The organism is Variovorax sp. RTB1 (genome assembly GCF_035018765.1).
Classification (GTDB): domain Bacteria; phylum Pseudomonadota; class Gammaproteobacteria; order Burkholderiales; family Burkholderiaceae_C; genus Variovorax.
This window is the reverse complement of the sequence record NZ_JASJXG010000029.1, coordinates 1-17,225: the sequence shown is the minus strand read 5'-3', so window position 1 is coordinate 17,225 and position 17,225 is coordinate 1. Positions and strand designations below refer to the sequence as shown.

Annotated in this window: 16 protein-coding genes and 1 pseudogene; 15 read left to right on the top strand and 2 right to left on the bottom strand. The window is 57.5% G+C overall.

The genetic code is table 11. The features are described 5' to 3' along the window. The first annotated feature begins 213 nt into the window (after positions 1–213). The 4 genes from QN397_RS17265 to QN397_RS17250 all read left to right on the top strand — a co-directional run bounded on the left by QN397_RS17265 (position 214) and on the right by QN397_RS17250 (position 2,999). Complete coding sequence (locus tag QN397_RS17265) at positions 214–900, top strand: VIT family protein (protein WP_323501500.1); 687 nt, start codon at positions 214–216, stop codon at positions 898–900. Between the two features lie 136 nt (positions 901–1,036). Beyond that, positions 1,037–1,618 (top strand): cytochrome b, encoded by a 582-nt coding sequence (locus tag QN397_RS17260; RefSeq protein WP_323501499.1) that lies wholly within the window; start codon positions 1,037–1,039, stop codon positions 1,616–1,618. Between the two features lie 733 nt (positions 1,619–2,351). Continuing rightward, a complete protein-coding gene (locus QN397_RS17255) occupies positions 2,352–2,510 on the top strand; it encodes a hypothetical protein (protein ID WP_323499160.1) in 159 nt (52 codons plus the stop codon). A 183-nt stretch (positions 2,511–2,693) separates the two neighbouring features. Next, positions 2,694–2,999 (top strand): undecaprenyl-diphosphate phosphatase, encoded by a 306-nt coding sequence (locus QN397_RS17250; RefSeq protein WP_323499175.1) that lies wholly within the window; start codon positions 2,694–2,696, stop codon positions 2,997–2,999. 61 nt (positions 3,000–3,060) lie between these two features. Here the strand turns inward: QN397_RS17250 and QN397_RS17245 are convergent, their stop codons facing one another. Continuing rightward, positions 3,061–3,891 (bottom strand): hypothetical protein, encoded by an 831-nt coding sequence (locus QN397_RS17245; RefSeq protein ID WP_323501498.1) that lies wholly within the window; start codon positions 3,889–3,891, stop codon positions 3,061–3,063. A 380-nt stretch (positions 3,892–4,271) separates the two neighbouring features. Between QN397_RS17245 and QN397_RS17240 the strand changes: the two genes are divergently transcribed. Then, the gene (locus QN397_RS17240) at positions 4,272–4,577 is read left to right on the top strand and encodes a hypothetical protein (protein ID WP_323501497.1); all 306 of its coding nucleotides are present in this window, start codon (positions 4,272–4,274) and stop codon (positions 4,575–4,577) included. A gap of 293 nt (positions 4,578–4,870) precedes the next feature. On the opposite strand, the gene QN397_RS17235 is transcribed toward QN397_RS17240, so the two are convergent. Next, positions 4,871–6,028, bottom strand: a complete 1,158-nt coding sequence (locus tag QN397_RS17235) for an MFS transporter (protein ID WP_323499157.1) — start codon at positions 6,026–6,028, stop codon at positions 4,871–4,873. A 427-nt stretch (positions 6,029–6,455) separates the two neighbouring features. Here QN397_RS17235 and QN397_RS17230 point away from each other — a divergent pair, with 427 nt between their 5' ends. The 10 genes and pseudogenes from QN397_RS17230 to QN397_RS17185 all read left to right on the top strand — a co-directional run bounded on the left by QN397_RS17230 (position 6,456) and on the right by QN397_RS17185 (position 17,093). Beyond that, positions 6,456–6,710, top strand: coding sequence for a hypothetical protein (locus QN397_RS17230; protein ID WP_323501496.1), 255 nt, complete (start codon positions 6,456–6,458; stop codon positions 6,708–6,710). Between the two features lie 118 nt (positions 6,711–6,828). Then, positions 6,829–7,209 (top strand): phosphatase PAP2 family protein, encoded by a 381-nt coding sequence (locus tag QN397_RS17225; protein ID WP_323499155.1) that lies wholly within the window; start codon positions 6,829–6,831, stop codon positions 7,207–7,209. A gap of 14 nt (positions 7,210–7,223) precedes the next feature. Beyond that, a complete protein-coding gene (locus QN397_RS17220) occupies positions 7,224–8,552 on the top strand; it encodes a TolC family protein (protein WP_323499154.1) in 1,329 nt (442 codons plus the stop codon). Positions 8,553–8,592: 40 nt separating this feature from the next. Then, complete coding sequence (locus tag QN397_RS17215) at positions 8,593–9,699, top strand: efflux RND transporter periplasmic adaptor subunit (protein WP_323501495.1); 1,107 nt, start codon at positions 8,593–8,595, stop codon at positions 9,697–9,699. Then, a complete protein-coding gene (locus tag QN397_RS17210) occupies positions 9,696–12,788 on the top strand; it encodes an efflux RND transporter permease subunit (RefSeq protein WP_323501494.1) in 3,093 nt (1,030 codons plus the stop codon). The genes QN397_RS17215 and QN397_RS17210 overlap by 4 nt, the downstream gene beginning before the upstream one ends. Before the next feature lie 204 nt (positions 12,789–12,992). Next, positions 12,993–13,910 carry a class I SAM-dependent methyltransferase gene (locus QN397_RS17205; protein WP_323501493.1) on the top strand — a complete coding sequence of 306 codons (918 nt, stop codon included), beginning with the start codon at positions 12,993–12,995 and terminating at the stop codon, positions 13,908–13,910. Positions 13,911–14,009: 99 nt separating this feature from the next. After that, a pseudogene (locus QN397_RS17200) lies at positions 14,010–14,147 on the top strand (IS3 family transposase); the annotation flags it as partial. Between the two features lie 436 nt (positions 14,148–14,583). Beyond that, entirely contained in the window at positions 14,584–14,949 is a 366-nt protein-coding gene (locus QN397_RS17195; RefSeq protein WP_323501492.1) for a winged helix-turn-helix domain-containing protein, read from the top strand. A 223-nt stretch (positions 14,950–15,172) separates the two neighbouring features. Then, entirely contained in the window at positions 15,173–15,508 is a 336-nt protein-coding gene (locus QN397_RS17190; RefSeq protein ID WP_323501491.1) for a hypothetical protein, read from the top strand. A 904-nt stretch (positions 15,509–16,412) separates the two neighbouring features. Beyond that, positions 16,413–17,093 (top strand): hypothetical protein, encoded by a 681-nt coding sequence (locus QN397_RS17185; protein WP_323501490.1) that lies wholly within the window; start codon positions 16,413–16,415, stop codon positions 17,091–17,093. The last annotated feature ends 132 nt before the right edge of the window (positions 17,094–17,225 follow it).

Genomic DNA, 17,225 nt, shown 5'->3' with positions numbered 1-17,225 from the left:
CCGCGCTTTCTCCGGCCTTGTCCTCCTTCTCCTAGCGGGCCGCTCCTCAGTGTGCCCATCGCCCCAATTCGTCTGCTATCAACTCATGGTGAATGTCGCCCCCGGAATAGCGAATGAGATTGGTTACCAATCCAAATGACCTTCGCATCACGGGATGGTCTTCTGTCGAAGAGCATCCAGAATTAAAAACTCCGCACCGAGCACGACCGAATCATGAAAGAGAACCACAAAATCAAACATATCGGCTGGCTTCGGGCAGCCGTGCTTGGCGCCAACGATGGCATCGTCTCGACAGCGAGTCTTGTCATAGGCGTGGCCGCGGCAAACGCAAGTCATTCGAGCGTGCTACTTACCGCTGTAGCAGGCCTGGTGGCGGGCGCGATGTCAATGGCAACAGGCGAATATGTGTCGGTCTCGTCGCAGTCGGATACCGAAGTTGCCGCGCTGAATGAGGAGCGCGCCGAGATTCATCAGAACGAGGCCGCTGAGCGCCGGGAGCTGGCAGCAATCTATGTCAAACGCGGTCTTGGCCTCGCCTTGGCCCGACAGGTTGCCGACCAGTTGATGGACCACGACGCCCTGGGCGCTCACGCGCGAGACGAGCTGGGAATCAACGAGATAACGACAGCACGGCCATTGCAAGCCGCCGGAGCCTCCGCACTCAGCTACGCGGTTGGCGCAGCATTGCCGCTTGCCGTCGTGGCATTCATGCCACCGCCTTCTTTGAGTGTTGCGGTCGCCGTGGCTGCGTTGATGGCGCTGGCAGTGCTTGGCGGCCTTGCCGCCAAGACGGGTGGTGCCAGCGTAGTTCGTGGTGTCGTGCGCGTCACATTCTGGAGCGCCTTAGCGATGGCAGTGACGTACGGAGTCGGCGCGCTGTTCGGCAACGTCATCAGTTAGGTCGTAACGACCGGAGACCCAAAATTCCGGCCTGTGCACCACAAGCATCGGATCTTCGCTCTACCATCGGTGAGTAACTTTCAACCCGGGAACCTGCCATGCGATTTCAAACTTCCTCGACGTACCGTTTCTCCCAATGAGCAACCACCCACTGTCCTCGGACAGGTTGCCCACGGCTGCGACCTACGACGCGGCGGGCAAGGCGCTCCACTGGACGGTGGTGGCGCTGCTGGCATGCCAATTTGTGACTGCGTTGCTGCTGCCTCAAATTGAGCTCGATACGCCCCTCGATACGATGATCAACTTGCATTTCAACTTTGGACTTGCGATTCTCGTGGTCATGGCGGTCAGGCTCATACACCGTCGAATGCGCCCGGTGTCCGTTGCGCCTGGGACGGCCCCAGCTTGGGAGCGGATGCTGGCACTCGCCACGCACCGCCTTTTCTACGCAATCTTGCTGATTGGCCCCTTCCTCGGCTGGATCGCGGCTTCGGCCCATAGTGTGTCGGTGCGGCTGTTCGGTGTTATTGCGCTCCCAGCCCTCGCGCCGCGTAAGGCCGAATGGGGCTTCATCGCCGGCGACATCCACGGATACGCGATGTGGGCGTTGCTTGCGCTGATCGGTATGCACGGCAGTGCGGCCCTGTACCACCATTACGTACTTCGGGACGGCGTTCTCCGGCGGATGCTTTTCAACGAATCCGAAATCCGTCGTTAGGAGAGGTTGCCCAGCGCGGCGCCCAACTGCACGCCGAAGTCTGGACACCACTTTGGATTCAGACCCGATTCTCACGACCTGCCTCTCATTTCTGGTAGCCGTTCAAAGGATTGGCCCACTGCAACATCGCGTCAACAGCGCCACGCGGAGGCATTCAACAAATACCTGCGTGATTGGTCGATCTCATCTCAGTTGGTTCCAGAGTTTGTTCGTGCGGCGCAGCTCGGCAATGCCCGATACCGCAACTCAGTTGCTGTTGATAGGCGCGTTCGCTGGCCTCATCACCTTGCCGCACGACAGATCTATTGTTCAAAGATCGCTCTGCCCGTTGCCCCGTTCACGTTCATCTGGCTCACCCTCGCGATTCTCCTGGACTTTCTGAACAGCACGAGCTACTCACGCCCCTGGACGGGAGGTAGCCTTTAGCGGAGGTCTTTTATGGGCACCTCCCGGATTGCAAGAGCATCGTTAGCCACCCTACCCCATCCTCGACCGGTAGATCAAATCCGTGCTCGGCGGCACACTCCGGGGTTCTGTCGCGAAAACAGACAAAGGCTGAAGAAGCTCAAAGTTTGGCTGCGATCACAAAAGCAAAGCGAGCTGGCCCCGCAACAACGAACAGTCTTATAGAGACGGTGACTGCTCCCAAGGCCGACGATATCGCCCGTGAGAACCGAAGAACGTATGAACCGAAGACTCCGGCCCACACCCTTGGCAGAATCCTTTCGCACTGATGGCGCTTTCCGCTGTTCGAGACGACAAGATGCTGGCCAAATTGCCGAACCAGCATAACGTCCATCCCAACCAGATTGGCGACTTGAACGACCAGTTGCTGACCCGCGCTGCCAATGTGCGCTGCGCGAACGACGTCCTGCAGTTCCAATCACGCTGAATCGTCGCAAGGTTCGCCTTTGACCGCATCCTGGTCTGCGGCGGAAGTGGTTCCAACCCTGCAGCGCTGCGTCGTCGATGATGATGCCGCCACGCGCCCACACGAAATGCGCTCTTTTGCGACAAGCAGCCCGAAGCGACCCGGCGCGCAGTTTAAACAACCAACGACCCGACTTTTTGGTTCATCCATGCCGAGTCTTGCCGCGAACCTAACAATGATTTCACACCTACGAACCTGCTCCAGATCATTGTTATTTCTCTCATACAAGGCGCAGCCAAACTGCTGCCCGTCTCCAGTTCCGCGCATGTAATCGTGGCACAGAAGATCATGGGTCTCGATCCAACTTCGCCTCAAATGAACCTGCTGCTGGTCATGCTCCAAACCGGCACGATGTTTGCCGTAGTTGCGCATTACTGGAGATCGTGGGAAACCACATACTTCAGTTTCGCTTCAGGCATTCCGGTCGAACGCGATCAACGTTGTGATTAGGACTGCGCTGACCAGCCTCGTCGGATTGCTACTTCTGCAGCTGCTCAAGCGAGTAGTGGGCTCAGAAATGGGTACCAACAATAAGCTTGACTAACCATTTATCGGCCTCTTTGGTGATGCCTTTGCCGATGCCTAGGTTCACGTCGAAGCCGGTGAATTCATGATCGACAACAGCAAACAAGGTCTTGCTGTTTTTGCTCAAGGAATCGAGGTGTCGAAGCGGCCCCAGTTCGTTGTAGGTTTCAAAACCGATCTGCGTTTTGGCATCGATCGCGTAGGCCACTTTGGCATCCACGTCGAACGTGACCGGGCCACCGCCTCGCGAAATGCTCCAGTCGAAGTTGGGATTGACGGCAAGTGTCCAAGGGCCGGTGCGATAGCCGAAGATGCCCTTGAGTTCTGCATTCCACGGCGTAGGCGACACCCGCAGGTCAGTTCGCCCGACTTCCAGATTCGCACCCCAGAAAAAGCCCTGCTCCTTGTCGTGTGGGGCGATGTACTTGATCCGGAATTTGCCGCCGACAACGCTCGTGTTGGAAGCAGCGGTTCGCGTACCCAACACGTACAGGCCGAGTTCCAATGTGTCGGTGAGCCCGTAGTAGAACTCCGGCGTCAGACGATAGACATGCGCCGGTGGTTGCTCACCGGGATAGCTGGGCTTTGAGTTTCCGGAAAAAACATAGTTGTTGTGAACATCGACGCCGAACTTGCCGGGCTCGCTTAGATCGTCGAGATAGACCTGAATTTCTTCGGGTGCCGCCATCGCTGGCGGGGCCAGCCCGACACCGGCAAAGAGACTCAACGCCCACGCAAAGCTTCGGGCTTTCGAGCGGCGCACGACGCCTGATTCGATGCGCCGCGAGCCGGGCGTGCGGCTTGGAAAAAACTTCATAGCGGGTGGTGACAGGTGAAAGAACTTTGAAAGCAGCTACAACGCCAATGAGTCGCGACGAGAACACCACGAGGCAATTGACTAGCCAAAAGACCTAATAGTCCATCCATGCAATTCAAATGTCACAGCGGAGGTCATAAGACGCGTCTCTAGCAGAGTCTAGTGATGAGCGTGTGTCGCAACTTTAATATGCCCGGAAACGACAGGGCGCACACAGAATATTCGCTCGACAGAATAAAAACAGGACTCATTCATTTAGCCTTGGTTCCGAAACACCAGGTTTTTTTGACTTCTGCACTTCTCGCAGGCATTGAGTTGAAGAAACACTATTGTTGGCGCCGGCGCGTATTTGACCCAGATGCCGACGGTAGGCATGACCCATGCCATCACCTCTCAAACTCAATGATGGCAATGATTTCCATTGCCAGTCTTTGATTCTACGAAACTCCAGCATCCGAGTCAATTACCGACCGGCCGCAACACCGGTTGCTGTCAGGGAAGCCAGCGGCGAGCTAACTCTAGAAGCAGAGAATCTGAAGAATATCTTTGTTCCTCATTTCTGTGGGCAACCCTGTGGACGAAGCAATTTTGAACGCGCACAGCGCCTGGCCCGCCTGCATTTCCTGTCGATTGCACGGTTTTTAAGCAATGCCGCGTTGTTGTCGCTGGGCATGGACGACGGGTAGCAAAGCGGCCATGCAACGAATTGCAAATCCGTGTAGCCCGGTCCGCTCTGATGCTGCGAACCGCTGGTGGCGCGTCTGGTCTAAAAAAGGAAGGTGAGCAGCCTTCACCAAGTCAGGGCCATGCCTAGTTTTTCAAACGCATGTCGGAGTTTTAACGCGATGTTCAAGCGTGCGCACGGCCACTCCAGCGAGGGCAACGGAAATTCAGCGTGACCGCCGTTTGCCGTGTCATTCCGCAGCCGGGCGGTGTGCAGATGGCATCGGTCTTGGGCGCACTGCAACAGTGAACCGACTCAAGGCGTTGTGTCCACGCTCGAGCGGGGATCCGTGCTGCTTGGACTGATCGATTGGTAGGCCAGCCCCGCGAGCGCCACAAGGCAAAAAACGGCGCTGGTATGGAACGTGACCGTCGCGCCGAATCGATCCCACAACAATCCGGCAACGACGCTGGCCACGAGCAAAGCCACGCCACTGACCAAATTGAAGACCCCGTAGGCAGTGCCTCGCAAGTCGGCAGGGGCAGTGTCCGCCACCATCGTGGCGAGCAAGCCCTGAGTGATGCCCATGTGAACGCCCCACAGCGCGACGCCAATCAGCACGACGGCCCAATGATCGCTGGCCGCGAGCACCACATCTGCCACGATCAAGACAACGAGGCCGGTCGCCAGCAACTTGCGATGGCTCATGCGGTCGGAGAGTTTGCCAAACGGATACGCGGCCAATGCGTAGACCAGATTCATCGCCACCATCACCAGCGGCACCAACGCGACGGGCACCCCACTCTGATGGGCCCGCAACACCAGGAACGCTTCGCTGAACCGGGCCAGCGTAAACACCGCGCCAATACACACCACCCACCAGTAAGAGGAGCCAAGGCGCCGGAGATTCTCGCGACCGATCGGATTGATCCGCTTCGCGACTGGCTTGGACGCAGGCTCCCGAAGACCGAATGACAGCAGCGCGACGGACATCAACCCGGGGATCACCGCAACCCAGAAAACGGCTCGGAAATCGTTGGCCCAGAGCAGCATCAAGGTAACGGCCAGCAGCGGGCCCAAAAACGCCCCGACGGTGTCAAGCGACTGGCGTAAGCCAAAGGCCGCGCCCCGCAGGTGCGGTGGCGAGACGTCGGCCACCAAAGCGTCTCGCGGCGCACCGCGTATCCCCTTGCCTACGCGATCCAGAAGCCTGGCCGTCAGCACAAGCCCAATGGACGGAGCGAGTGCAAACAGCGGCTTGGTCAGTGCGCCCAGGGCATACCCAAATACGGCCAGCCCCTTGCGCTTGCCGAGGTAGTCGCTCAGTGTCCCAGAGAAGATCTTGACGATGAGCGCGATTGATTCGGCCAGCCCTTCGATCAAGCCGACCGTAAGTGCGCTAGCACCCAGGGTTGAAACCATGAACAGCGGCAGCAAGCTGTGGATCATCTCGGAGGAAATATCCATCAACATGCTGACGAACCCGAGCACCCATATGCCGGCTGGGATTTGGCGCAGTGTCGCGCCCCGACGGGTTGAGTTCACATGATCCTCAGGTTTCGTTCGTTGTTTTTTACACCCTCAGGGTTGATTGGTGCGGAGGAATATGGGAAGTCGCGCCGACTATGGCTCGCAATGAAATCGTCTCGTCGGGGCAGATAGGGCAAATTTAACGAGCAGTGTGGCCGGCAAAGTGTCTTCACTTGCGTCTAAAGGTGAACTTGACGAACGCGGACGATGACCAATCACCCCGAGGCGATTCAAAACGTCTTGCAGGTGACGCGATGCGTTGGTTCGCCGCGCGCCCACCCTGATCATGACGCTCGGTCAATCCAGGATGACTTGAACGTTGAGCGTTTCGGTTCTTAAGGATTCCATAAGCCGTTGTGCACCAAGCTGGATGGGGCGTTTCAAGAATCACCATCCCGAAAATCAAGATCCTTCATGCACTTCGGCCCATACGATCAATACCCATTTGGTTTTTCACCGCCTTGCGCCCGACCAGCTGGTCCGAATCGGAGCGGCTGCTGTATTGACTTTGAGCACCATCGGTTTTGCTGCCGAGGCCATTGGCGTGTGCGCGAACGGGTTGGCAATTGCCCTGGACGGCTCCATTCAGATATGGATGCGCGCCTATCGGCGCGTCGGCTTCTGAACAGGTTTTTAACCTGATAACCCAAGCACACAACACTGTCGAGGTGCTACTCCTTGCGCTGACGCTCAGCCGGTACTTCCACCGCGCGCATGAGCGATTTTGGTCAGCTCTAGCTACTATGGTGGTTCCCAGCGGAATGCTGCTGAACCTGCACATGAAGCATATATTTCAACGTGATCGGCCCGAGGGTACAGTGCTTGATGGGTTGTCGAGGGTGCTTAGTTTCCCAAGCGGACACACTATGGCAGCAACGATTGTCTATGGCGCAGTAATCGCTGACCGCCTCTCAATGCAAAAGCAAGACCGCGGACGCGCCAACGCTGTAACTGCATTCCTCACCAAGATCGTGGCAGTGGCCCTGAGTCGCGTGTATCTCGGCGTGCACTATGCGAGTGACGTGTTGACTGCAATGTTCGAAGGCGTCGCCTGGCTGGCTGTCTGCTCTCTTTTCATTCCCGCGCATGCCGCTGCGCCCAATGTCAAAACTCTGTGCAAATGAGATGCAGACTTCTTTTGTGGCTGGCCCTCGCATCGATCCAGGGATGCAGCTTCTACAAGGCCGAAACGCTGCCCAATGCGCCGGAATTTCCTTTGGATGTCGCCGCGGTTGGCGCGCCTTCTTTGTCACCGTTAACCGCGACATTGCTTCCGCCACATCCATTCGATGCATCAGACGGATTGGACATCACCGAGGTCGCGACGCTTGCGGTCCTCAATAATCCCGATCTTCGTGCAGCGCGATTGGCGCTTCGGGTTTCCAAGGCACAAAGCTTTGCTGCCGGCCTTTTGCCCGACCCTCAGATCAATTTCAGTCATGACTTTCCGAAAATCACAGGCCCGGGCATCAGCACAGCATTTCTCGTTGGTCTGAGCTATTCGGTCAATACGCTTTTGGCGCACTCGACCGTGAGAGCTGCCGGAGACAGTGACGATAAGCAGGCCGAGCTGAACTTGGCTTGGCAGGAATGGCAGACGATTGCGCAGTCACGGATGCTGTTTGTACGTCTGAAAGGTGCGGAAGCGAGAGACACTCTGCTCACGCAGACACGCGCTGTCCTGGCCGATCGCGTCGATCGCATGCAGCGTGCACTGACCCAGGGACTGCTGAGCCTTGATGCGGTGACCCCTCACCTGGCCGCGTTGCAGGACATCGAGCGGCAGGTAAGCGATCTGCGACGCCAAACGAATCAGGGCCGCTATGAACTGATTGCGCTGCTCGGGCTGGGACCTGACACCGTGCTCGTCTTGCAAGACAGCCCGGCGCTGCCTTTGATCGAAAGCACATCAATCGACCTCGAATTGCCTGCCCTGCTTGCGGCGCGGCCAGACATCAGGGCATTGCGCGCTGGGTACCAAGCGCAGGACGCCAGATACCGCGCAGCGCTTCTCAACCAGTTTCCGGCGTTCACTTTCGGGGTCCAGCGAGCACGCGATACCAGCAATGCTTACACGCGGGGCTTTTCCATCAACCTAAGCTTGCCGCTCTTCAATGGCGGCCGCGGGGATATACGCGTTCAGGACGCTACGCGCGACAAACTGCGCGCGGACTACCAGCAACGGCTCAACTCCGGCAGTACTGATGTCCACCGGCTGCTCAGTGAACAGGCGATCAGTCAACACCAGCTCGTGGGTGTTGAGCGCGCACTACAAACCTTGCACTCAGCCAGAGACCGCATGCGCGAGGCCTTACTCGCCCACAACGTCGATGCGCTGGCACTTGCAACTCTTGAGACCGCCACGCTGGCCAAGGAAACCGAACGCATCGACGCGTTACAGGCGCTGCAGGAGCAACGCATCGCCCTTTTGACCCTCACCGGGAACAGCGGAAATTTGACGCCATGACCCCTTCAAAAAACGACCGCTCTTGCCGAGGAATTTCGTTTTGAACCGTACGACCTTCAACAAGACGACGGTCGCAGTCGTGCTGGTCGCGCTGTGCGGCGCCGCATTGCTTTGGGCTCGAGCAAAAACGCCGTCGACGACGACCACAGCCGATGCAGCCGTACCCAGTGCGGGCGGCGTTGCAAGCGTCGTCACCGCCCTGCCGGCCAAGATGCGCGCGCCTGTGACGACCATTGCGTGGGGCGAAGTGTCGCCCGCGCAAACTCAAACGATCAGTTTTGCGAGGCCGGGCCAGCTCGCAGCATTGAATGTCGTCATCGGACAGCGAGCAGCCAAAGGCACGGTACTGGCGCGCCTGACGGCGGATCCACTTGCCGCGGCAACCCTGGAGCAAGCGCGAAGCGCTTCGACTTTGGCGGAGGGCGAAGTCAAGAGAATGCAGGCGCTGTTTGCTCTTCAGCTTGCCACAACATCCCAGGTAGACACCGCCAAACGAGTGGCCCAGGATGCCCGCAGCGCGCTCGACGCACAGCAGGCTTTGGCAGGAGGCCGTGACGCGACCGAAGCCACAGCACCATATGACGGCGTTGTGATGGGCCTGACCGCTGCTCTAGGTGACAGGCTGGCCGCCGGCGCGCCCATTTTGCAGTTCGGACGATCCGACCGGTTACGCGCGCTGCTTGGAATCGAACCTGCGGACGTCGCCAAAATCCATGTCGGTGACCTTGTGACCCTTAACCCATCAAGTTCACCAGGGCCGGACGCGCCCGGCGTTCTCAGCATGGAGGGCAAAGTGAGCAGTCTTCAAGGCCTGCTCGACCCAAAGACTCAGCTTGTGAATGCACAAGTCACGCTCTCGCCTGACGTCTCGCCAATGATCGTGGCGGGAACCCGAGTGAAGGCTCAGATAGTGACGGGAAGCCAGGACGGATGGGCCCTGCCTCGGCAAGCCGTTTTGACGGACGATCGCAGCGCTTACGTGTTTGCCGTGATGAACGATATGGCCCATCGGGTCGACGTGCGCCGCCTGTCCCAGTCGCAAAACGTGATCGTCGTAAGCGGACCGATCACCGAGCAAATGCGAATCGTCTCACTGGGAAATTACGAAATTGTGGATGGCATGAAGACGCAGGAGAAAAAGCCGTGAGAACAGCCGCGTGGTTGCACGGTCACCGCCGCTCTGTTCTCTTCTTTTTGGCGCTTCTGACTTTTATCGGTGCGTTTTCCGCCACACAGCTGCCAGTTTCCCTGTTTCCGACAGTCCAGTTCCCGCGCATCGCGCTGTCCCTGGATGCGGGCGACCGGCCAGCCACGCAAATGGAGCTCCAGGTCACTCGCCCGGTGGAAGAAGCCGTGCGCAGCATTCCGGGCGTACTGAATGTGCGGTCAAGTACCAGCCGCGGCGCAGCCGAAGTGTCCCTGAATTTCGCATGGGGCACCGAAATGGTGGGTGCCACGCTTCAGGTCAATGCGGCGCTGGCTCAGATCCAGACAGGGCTGCCGGCAGGCACACGAATCACCGCTCGGCGAATGGATCCCACGATCTTTCCCATCATCGCCTACAGCCTGACGTCGGAGAGCATCAGTGCCGCAGCGTTACGCGATCTGGCGACATACCAACTCGGCCCCCTCCTTTCGAGCATCAACGGCGTCGCGACAGTGCAGGTGCAAGGAGGCGCGATCGAAGAAGTCCGAGTCACCGCGGACCCCCGTCGGCTCGGGAACTTCGGCTTGTCTATGGATGATCTGGCTAAGGCATTGACCGCCGGCAATGTACTGACGGCTACCGGCCGCCTCGAAGACCACTACAAACTGTTCCTGGTTCTGGCGGACACGCGGTTCAAGGGTCTGGATGAAGTGCGTCAGACTGTTGTTGCCAGCGGTTCGAACGGCGTGGTGCGGGTCAGCGACGTGGCCGACATATCCAACATGCCTCGGCCGGAATATGTGCGGGTGACTGCCGACGGCAAGGACGCCGTGCTGGTGTCCATCCGCCAGCAACCCGGAAGTAACAGCGTCCAAATCGCAACCGATGTGTCTGCAGCCTTGTCCGCCTACGCGCCCAAGATGCCCAAGGGGGTGCACGTAGCAAACTGGTACGACCAAAGCAAGCTTGTCACAGCTGCGGCGACGAGTGTTCGCGATGCCATCCTGATTGGCGTCTGCCTGGCAGCCATCGTGCTGCTTGTGTTCCTGCGCAATCTTCGCCTCACAGCCATCGCCGTCGTTGTCGTGCCTGCAGTCCTCGCAATCACGGTCGTCGTGCTGTATCTGCTTGGCATGAGCTTTGACATCATGACGCTGGGTGGAATGGCCGCGGCTGTGGGCTTGATCATTGACGACGCGATCGTGATGATCGAACACATCGAGCGGCGCATAGAAAGGTTCAAGGCAGGCAACGAAGGGGAACTGGCAGACCGGATCGGCAGCGCGGCCGTCGAGTTCCTGCGTCCGCTGGCAGGGTCGAGCGCCGCGACGCTGGTGATCTTTGCGCCGCTAGCATTTCTGTCCGGCGTGACAGGCGCGTTCTTCAAGGCGCTGTCGCTCACTATGGCAGCCGCACTCGCCATCTCGTTCGTCGTGACATGGCTGGCAGTGCCCCTGCTTGCCCAACGATTGCTGCATGCACGCCCCGCTGCTAAGCAGGATCGTTTGACCCGTCGGTTTCGCATCGTTTATCGACGCTGGTTGCCGAAAGTCCTCGCGCGCCCCTGGTGGGCAGTGCTCTGCGCCTTTGTGCTGATAGCGGTCGGTGGGCTAGCATTTCAACGTGTTGGCTCAGGGTTCATGCCCTCGATGGACGAGGGCGGTTTTATCCTGGACTTTCGCATGGCTCCCGGCACCTCGCTGACGGAAACAGACCGCGTCGCCAAGCAGGCGGAGGAGTTGCTCATGACGATTCCAGAAGTCGATACGTATTCGAGACGCACGGCCACGGGCTTGGGCGGCGGGCTGAGCGAGAGCAACCAGGGGGACTTCTTCGTTCGTCTCAAGGACGGCCCTCGAAGACCGGTGCAGGATGTCATGCAAGACGTGCGCGCAAAGTTCGAGGCCCAGATCCCAGGGCTCAACATCGAGCTTGCTCAGCTAATGGAAGACTTGATCGGTGACCTGACCGCGGTACCTCAGCCTGTCGAGGTCAAGCTCTTTGGAGTAGACAGGGCGGCCCTTGAACAGACCGCTAAGCGAGTTGCTGCACGCGTGGCAAAAATCCCAGGCCTGGTAGCCGTGCGCGATGGCATCAATCCAGCAGGCGACGCGATCAACGTCACTGTCGACCGCACCAAGGCCGCAGCAGAGGGGCTCGATCCCGATGCAGTCGGCAAGACGCTTCAAACCTACCTGACGGGTGCCGTGACAACGTCGTTTGCACGCGGTTCCAACATCACCGACGTGCGTCTGTGGATTCCGGCGGAGCAACGCACAACAGATGACCAACTTGCGCAATTGCCCATCAGGGCGCCGGATGGTCACATGGTGCCTCTTGGCCGGATTGCCGCGTTCGAGACGCAAATCGGCCAGGCACAGATCGCACGCGAAAACCTGAAAGCCATGGTCGCTGTCACTGGACGCATCGAGGGACGAGACCTCGGCTCGGCCGTCGCCGACGTCAAGACCGCAATGCTCGAGGCCAACATTCTCCCCGTGGGGGCCTACTACGAACTCGGCGGCCTGTACCAGCAGCAGCAGGTGGCATTCAAAGGTCTGATGCAGGTCTTTGCCGCGGCCACAGCGCTGGTCTTTCTCCTACTGCTCTTTCTGTTTGAAAGTTTCACTCTCACCCTTTCGATCCTCATTACTTCCCTGGTGTCTGTCTCTGCCGTCTTTATCGGCCTTTGGATAACCGGCACTGAACTCAACATCTCCGCCATGATGGGGATGACCATGATCATCGGAATAGTGACAGAAGTGGGAATTTTCTACTTTTCCGAGCAGCAAGAGCGCATCGACCAAGGCTGGAGTCATCGCCGCAGCCTCGTCGCGGCCGGCCAATTCCGCGCGCGTCCTATCGCCATGACAACGCTCGCAGCCATCTTGACACTTATGCCACTTGCGCTTGCGATCGGAGCCGGCTCTGAAATGCAGCAACCCCTAGCCATTGCAATTATTTCGGGACTCGTCGTGCAATTGCCATTGGTGCTGTTCTTCATGCCGGCGCTTTACCACATCTTTCAGCCCCTGCGGTCTCGACCGGCATCACTCCAAGAACGGCCGCTCGCTGCCACCGTCTCGTGATGAGCAGATCAATGGCCAGCGGCACCCGGTACTTACGCGAATGACGGGGTCGGAGTTGGAATGTCGTTTTACCGCTTATGTCCTCTCATTTCGACCCAGTCCCACTGATCTATTCGCCGCGCAAGTCAGAACGGTTACGGGCAAAACATGCCTCTTTCCAAAGGTAGGCGCAGCATGACAGCTCCACACTCTGCTTTTCCCCCTATGTCAGATGACTACGATCCGTGGTACCAGTGGCTTCGGCATTCTCGACATGGCGATGACGCCGCATTGCAGCAGATTGTTCAAGGAGAGGTGGTCGAGTATGTGAATCGTCTACTGGATGCGATATCGTGGCGTTCAGACATGACGCTGTTGGACGTGGGCACTGGAGAGGGTGCAGTGGCATTTCGTGCCATCGAACGCGTCGGATCCGCACTGCATGCGGTGTTCACCGACATTTCTCCAAAGCTTCTTCGCTATGCCAAGGACAAAGCTTTACAGACTGGTGTAGCTGAGCAGTGTTCCTTTCTGCTGCGGAGTGCGGATGCGCTCACCGACATACCCAGCGGATCGATTGACGTGGTGACCAGTCGCGCCGCACTGGCCTATGTTTCTAATAAATCTGGTGCACTAGACGAGTTCTTTCGGGTGCTAAAACCTGGGGGCCAGATATCCATTGCGGAGCCCATATTTCAGGACGAGGTCCTTGAGCTGGTATTTGCGACGGACTGGCTGGCGCGCCATGCAGAGGCTGGTTCCTCCCCGCTGCCCCTTTTGCTGCGCTGGAGAGCGGCGCAATGGCCCGACACACTGGAGAAGCTCCAGGTCAATGCGCTGATGAACTACTCCGAGCGTGATCTATGGAAGCTCTTCGATGCGTGTGGATTCGTAGGGCTTCACATGGAACTCCACTTTGACATGCGTGCCGTGCCCGCAATCAGCTGGGAGTCATTTTTGCGTAGCTCGCCGCACCCTTTGTCTCCGCCTGCCGGGGTCATCCTTGCCGAGAGGTTTTCGCCGGGCGAAAGCGCTTGCATCGAAGCTATCCTCCGTCCGGTGATCGAAGCCGGCAATAGCAAGGCGACCGTCCGACTTGCCTACCTAAGCGCGACCAAGCCAGAATTCCAATTAAACCGCTGAGCAGGTGCTGCTGAAGATCAGGAAAATTTGCAGACGCCTTGAGCGTTAACTGGGACTTAATTGTTTCTTAAGCCGGACCTCGGTCGATCATCGCTCCAGCTTAACAAGTTCAGCAGTCTCGAAGAAATGGAGACCGGAATAGATGACTACATTCGCTACTACAACCACGATCGCATCAAGCTGAAACTGAGGGGCTTGAGTCCGGTGGACTATCGCAAGAGATTCGTCACGATCTAAAAATTAACCGTCCAACCTTCGGGGGTCAGTTCAGTTAGATGGACACCATCGTCTCTGCCTCACGGGTCAATCTCAAGGTGGGATAACTGGTCGCTTACGTGGCTGCCTCAAAACCAGCGATTGTTTCGCGTGTTGTTGGCAGCGTGATCGTTCTGGCTAGGGCGTCCGGCTATTCGGGGTACGTAGCACGCAAAAGCTCTGGGCGATGCGCTTTCATCGTTGTCGAACGTCCCGTCCTCAGCCCTATTCGGTGTTTCACAGTTCCCATATCGGCAAGAATCGGGAACGTTCTGCGATGAGCCGTCAAGAGTCCAGCGAAGAGGTAGAAGCCATGACGGCCACAACCGCTCCACCGACAGATGGCTTCGTCAAAAAACACGTCCGATCACAATAATTGCTAAAGTGGGAACAGTTGCCGAACACGGCGTGGACACTCATGGCCAAAACTGACGATCTATCGCAAAAATACCTGCGGTTCCTGAACCTGGTCAGCGCGATCAAGGGGTTGCCGACCTTTCCAGCATTGGATGCGGTCGAAGAGCGTGTGCTGAACGGACTGGCCGCAACGTGGGCGACAGGTGCCAAGGTCACTGTCTTGGAGGCGATGGAACTGGGGGCAGACACGTCTCCAACCACCGTGCACCGCCGGTTGAAGACGTTGCGACAGAAAGGCCTGATCAAGTTTCGCGAGGATGAGGACGACAACCGCATCAAGTACGTGATGCCGACAGACTTGGCAACGACCTACTTTGCGAAGCTGGGCCAGTGTTTGGATATGGCCACACGCGCCCGGACAACGTAGCACTATGTGGCAGGGGACCGCGTTGGTACGGATTTCCGCCACAGCGGCCGCTTGGATACTGCTGTTTCGGCTCAACAGTTGGGTTTTCGGTCACTTCCACTGGACACCATTCGTCATCGATTGGATTTTTCTGCCAGCCGCAGTCCGTCTGCTTGGCGTGATGCTGTTGGGACGACAGGGGGCGATGGGCCTGTGGGTTGGAACCCTCATCACAAATGGGCCCATGTTCGGTGGCAACGCGCTCGAGTCGATTGCTGTCGCCACGCTCTCCGCGACAGGGCCATTGGTCGCGGTCTATCTCACGATGCGGTGGTTGAAAGTGGGACTCAATCTTCAAGGCCTCACGACGGCGCAGCTTACCGTCTTCGCGGTGGTAGGTGCCCTCTGCAATGTGATTCCGCACAACGTGTTCTTCTGGCTTGTGGGCATCACCTCCAATCTTTTCATCGGGCTGATCCCCATGTTTATCGGAGATCTGCTGGGCACTGTGATCGTGCTTTACGCGTTGCGCGCTGCGCTGCTGCTCTTCGAAAGATTCGCGCGATTTCCCACAGTGTGAATGCGAACAACAAGACCAGTCCAAAAACAGCTTGTTACTTGCCAAAATGACATGTAATATTTAAGCGTCGGCCCTAAGGGGTGCGCATGTTGCGCAGGGACAAAACGGTACTGGCGGATTCAAAGATTCCTGAACGTGCAGCCAAGTGCGCGAACGGTAGCAAGCGTGAATTCAACAGTCGAGACAGGGAACTTGCATGTCAGAACTCATGTTGATTGTGGTCGTTGTTTCTAGCATTTGGGTTCTCGTAGACGCTAAAACAATCGGCGTAAAGAAAGGCCAAATTCAAGGTGTTGGAAATCTTGGCGCGTGGGTTGGTTCTTCGTCGGCTTCCCGTTCTACCTCGCCAAACGATCAGCCTTCAAGCGAATCAACAGCCAGGTCGAGGGCAGCTAAACAGACAACGCCTAAGTTCACTCCTCGAGAACCCAAGTGGAGTTGCTGCAAATCTTCTGGATGGCTAGTGCGGGCGACACAGTGGCACATCGTTCGTGCTGAGGGCGCCGGGACTGTATTCGTGATACGTGCGTTGCAATGGTCCCGTTCGTGCGATTTCCCACCCCGTCGACGAAGGTGCAAGATCAAGCAATCCGCAGACTCTTTGCACACCGACAACTAATAATTCGTAGCAGGCCCTAAACGAATGTGCAGTTCGCGCAGGACTTTCGATTTTGCCCATTCGTCGAGACGCCTTTTCTCAATGATTGGCTTTCCTAGCCACGCCGTTATCGGAATTGCCGGGCGCATAAACGGTGCATTTAAATTCTGGCTCATGGATAAAAGATTAGATGGTTCGGCTCTCCATACTTGTAAACTCGATTGAAAAACAATGACTAATCTGACATTCGACCTCCGCAGCTACATTCGAGTTGAGCAGATAAAGTCTCACGATACGAGTTGGCCAATGTCATCTCCGTTCAACCTTCTTTTTAAAAGTGAGCGTCTTAACAGGGAACAGAAAATCGCAATTTCTGGGACTGGCATCTATCTCATTTCAAAAGGTCTCGAGGTGGTCTACCTCGGGAAGTACCAGCCAAGCGATGGAAAAATCATCAGGGACCGGTGGTGCAGGCATCTGCAGACGATTACCGCGAGGGGCTACAACATTGGCTTCGGCGGAAGAATTCCTGAACGGCGCTTGGCGAAGTTGATGGAGGCTGTAGAACATCCGAACCTTAGGCAGGTCCTGCAGGCTACCTACACTCACGACCGTCAACGGTTTCGCGACAGCGGGCACAACACGACGTCCAATCGTTTGCGTTTTGCCAGTGAGAACTGGGACCTGTTTGGTGCTGCGACGCCGGAGTGCGTGCTCGACGACATTACTTTTAGTCTTGTCCTCATGCCGACTGCTAAGCCGAAGGCCGGGGTAAAGATTGACGTGTCGATGGTCGAAAAGCAGGTGCTTCTTCAGTACAAGCCCTGCTGCAACGTTCAGTACCTGCATGCGGAGCACCGGCATGCTCGACTTGACAATACCTTGCCAAGCATCCTTGATGCTGTGCGCAAGTCCATGAGGGCCGTCACGGGGTTCGACTCCGTGTACAGCGCACAGCTGCGAGCGATGCCGAGGGCCGGCCTTTGAGGCCACGGCTGCTAGCGACGGGTCATTTTTGACCCGAATGCCGAAATTTGTCTAGTGTCAATGCGGAGGAGCGCGTCAATCAAGGTGAGAAGTTCAGCATGGTCGGGAGCCTGTCGGGCGTAGCCCGACAGG

Excerpts from the sequence above, each read along its gene's own strand:
- QN397_RS17265 (WP_323501500.1), top strand. The coding sequence starts at position 214 with ATGAAAGAGAACCACAAAATCAAACATATCGGCTGGCTTCGGGCAGCC.
- QN397_RS17260 (WP_323501499.1), top strand. The coding sequence starts at position 1,037 with ATGAGCAACCACCCACTGTCCTCGGACAGGTTGCCCACGGCTGCGACC.
- QN397_RS17255 (WP_323499160.1), top strand. The coding sequence starts at position 2,352 with ATGGCGCTTTCCGCTGTTCGAGACGACAAGATGCTGGCCAAATTGCCG.
- QN397_RS17245 (WP_323501498.1), bottom strand. The coding sequence starts at position 3,891 with ATGAAGTTTTTTCCAAGCCGCACGCCCGGCTCGCGGCGCATCGAATCA.
- QN397_RS17240 (WP_323501497.1), top strand. The coding sequence starts at position 4,272 with ATGCCATCACCTCTCAAACTCAATGATGGCAATGATTTCCATTGCCAG.
- QN397_RS17235 (WP_323499157.1), bottom strand. The coding sequence starts at position 6,028 with ATGTTGATGGATATTTCCTCCGAGATGATCCACAGCTTGCTGCCGCTG.
- QN397_RS17230 (WP_323501496.1), top strand. The coding sequence starts at position 6,456 with ATGGGGCGTTTCAAGAATCACCATCCCGAAAATCAAGATCCTTCATGC.
- QN397_RS17225 (WP_323499155.1), top strand. The coding sequence starts at position 6,829 with ATGGTGGTTCCCAGCGGAATGCTGCTGAACCTGCACATGAAGCATATA.
- QN397_RS17205 (WP_323501493.1), top strand. The coding sequence starts at position 12,993 with ATGTCAGATGACTACGATCCGTGGTACCAGTGGCTTCGGCATTCTCGA.
- QN397_RS17195 (WP_323501492.1), top strand. The coding sequence starts at position 14,584 with ATGGCCAAAACTGACGATCTATCGCAAAAATACCTGCGGTTCCTGAAC.
- QN397_RS17190 (WP_323501491.1), top strand. The coding sequence starts at position 15,173 with ATGTTCGGTGGCAACGCGCTCGAGTCGATTGCTGTCGCCACGCTCTCC.
- QN397_RS17185 (WP_323501490.1), top strand. The coding sequence starts at position 16,413 with ATGTCATCTCCGTTCAACCTTCTTTTTAAAAGTGAGCGTCTTAACAGG.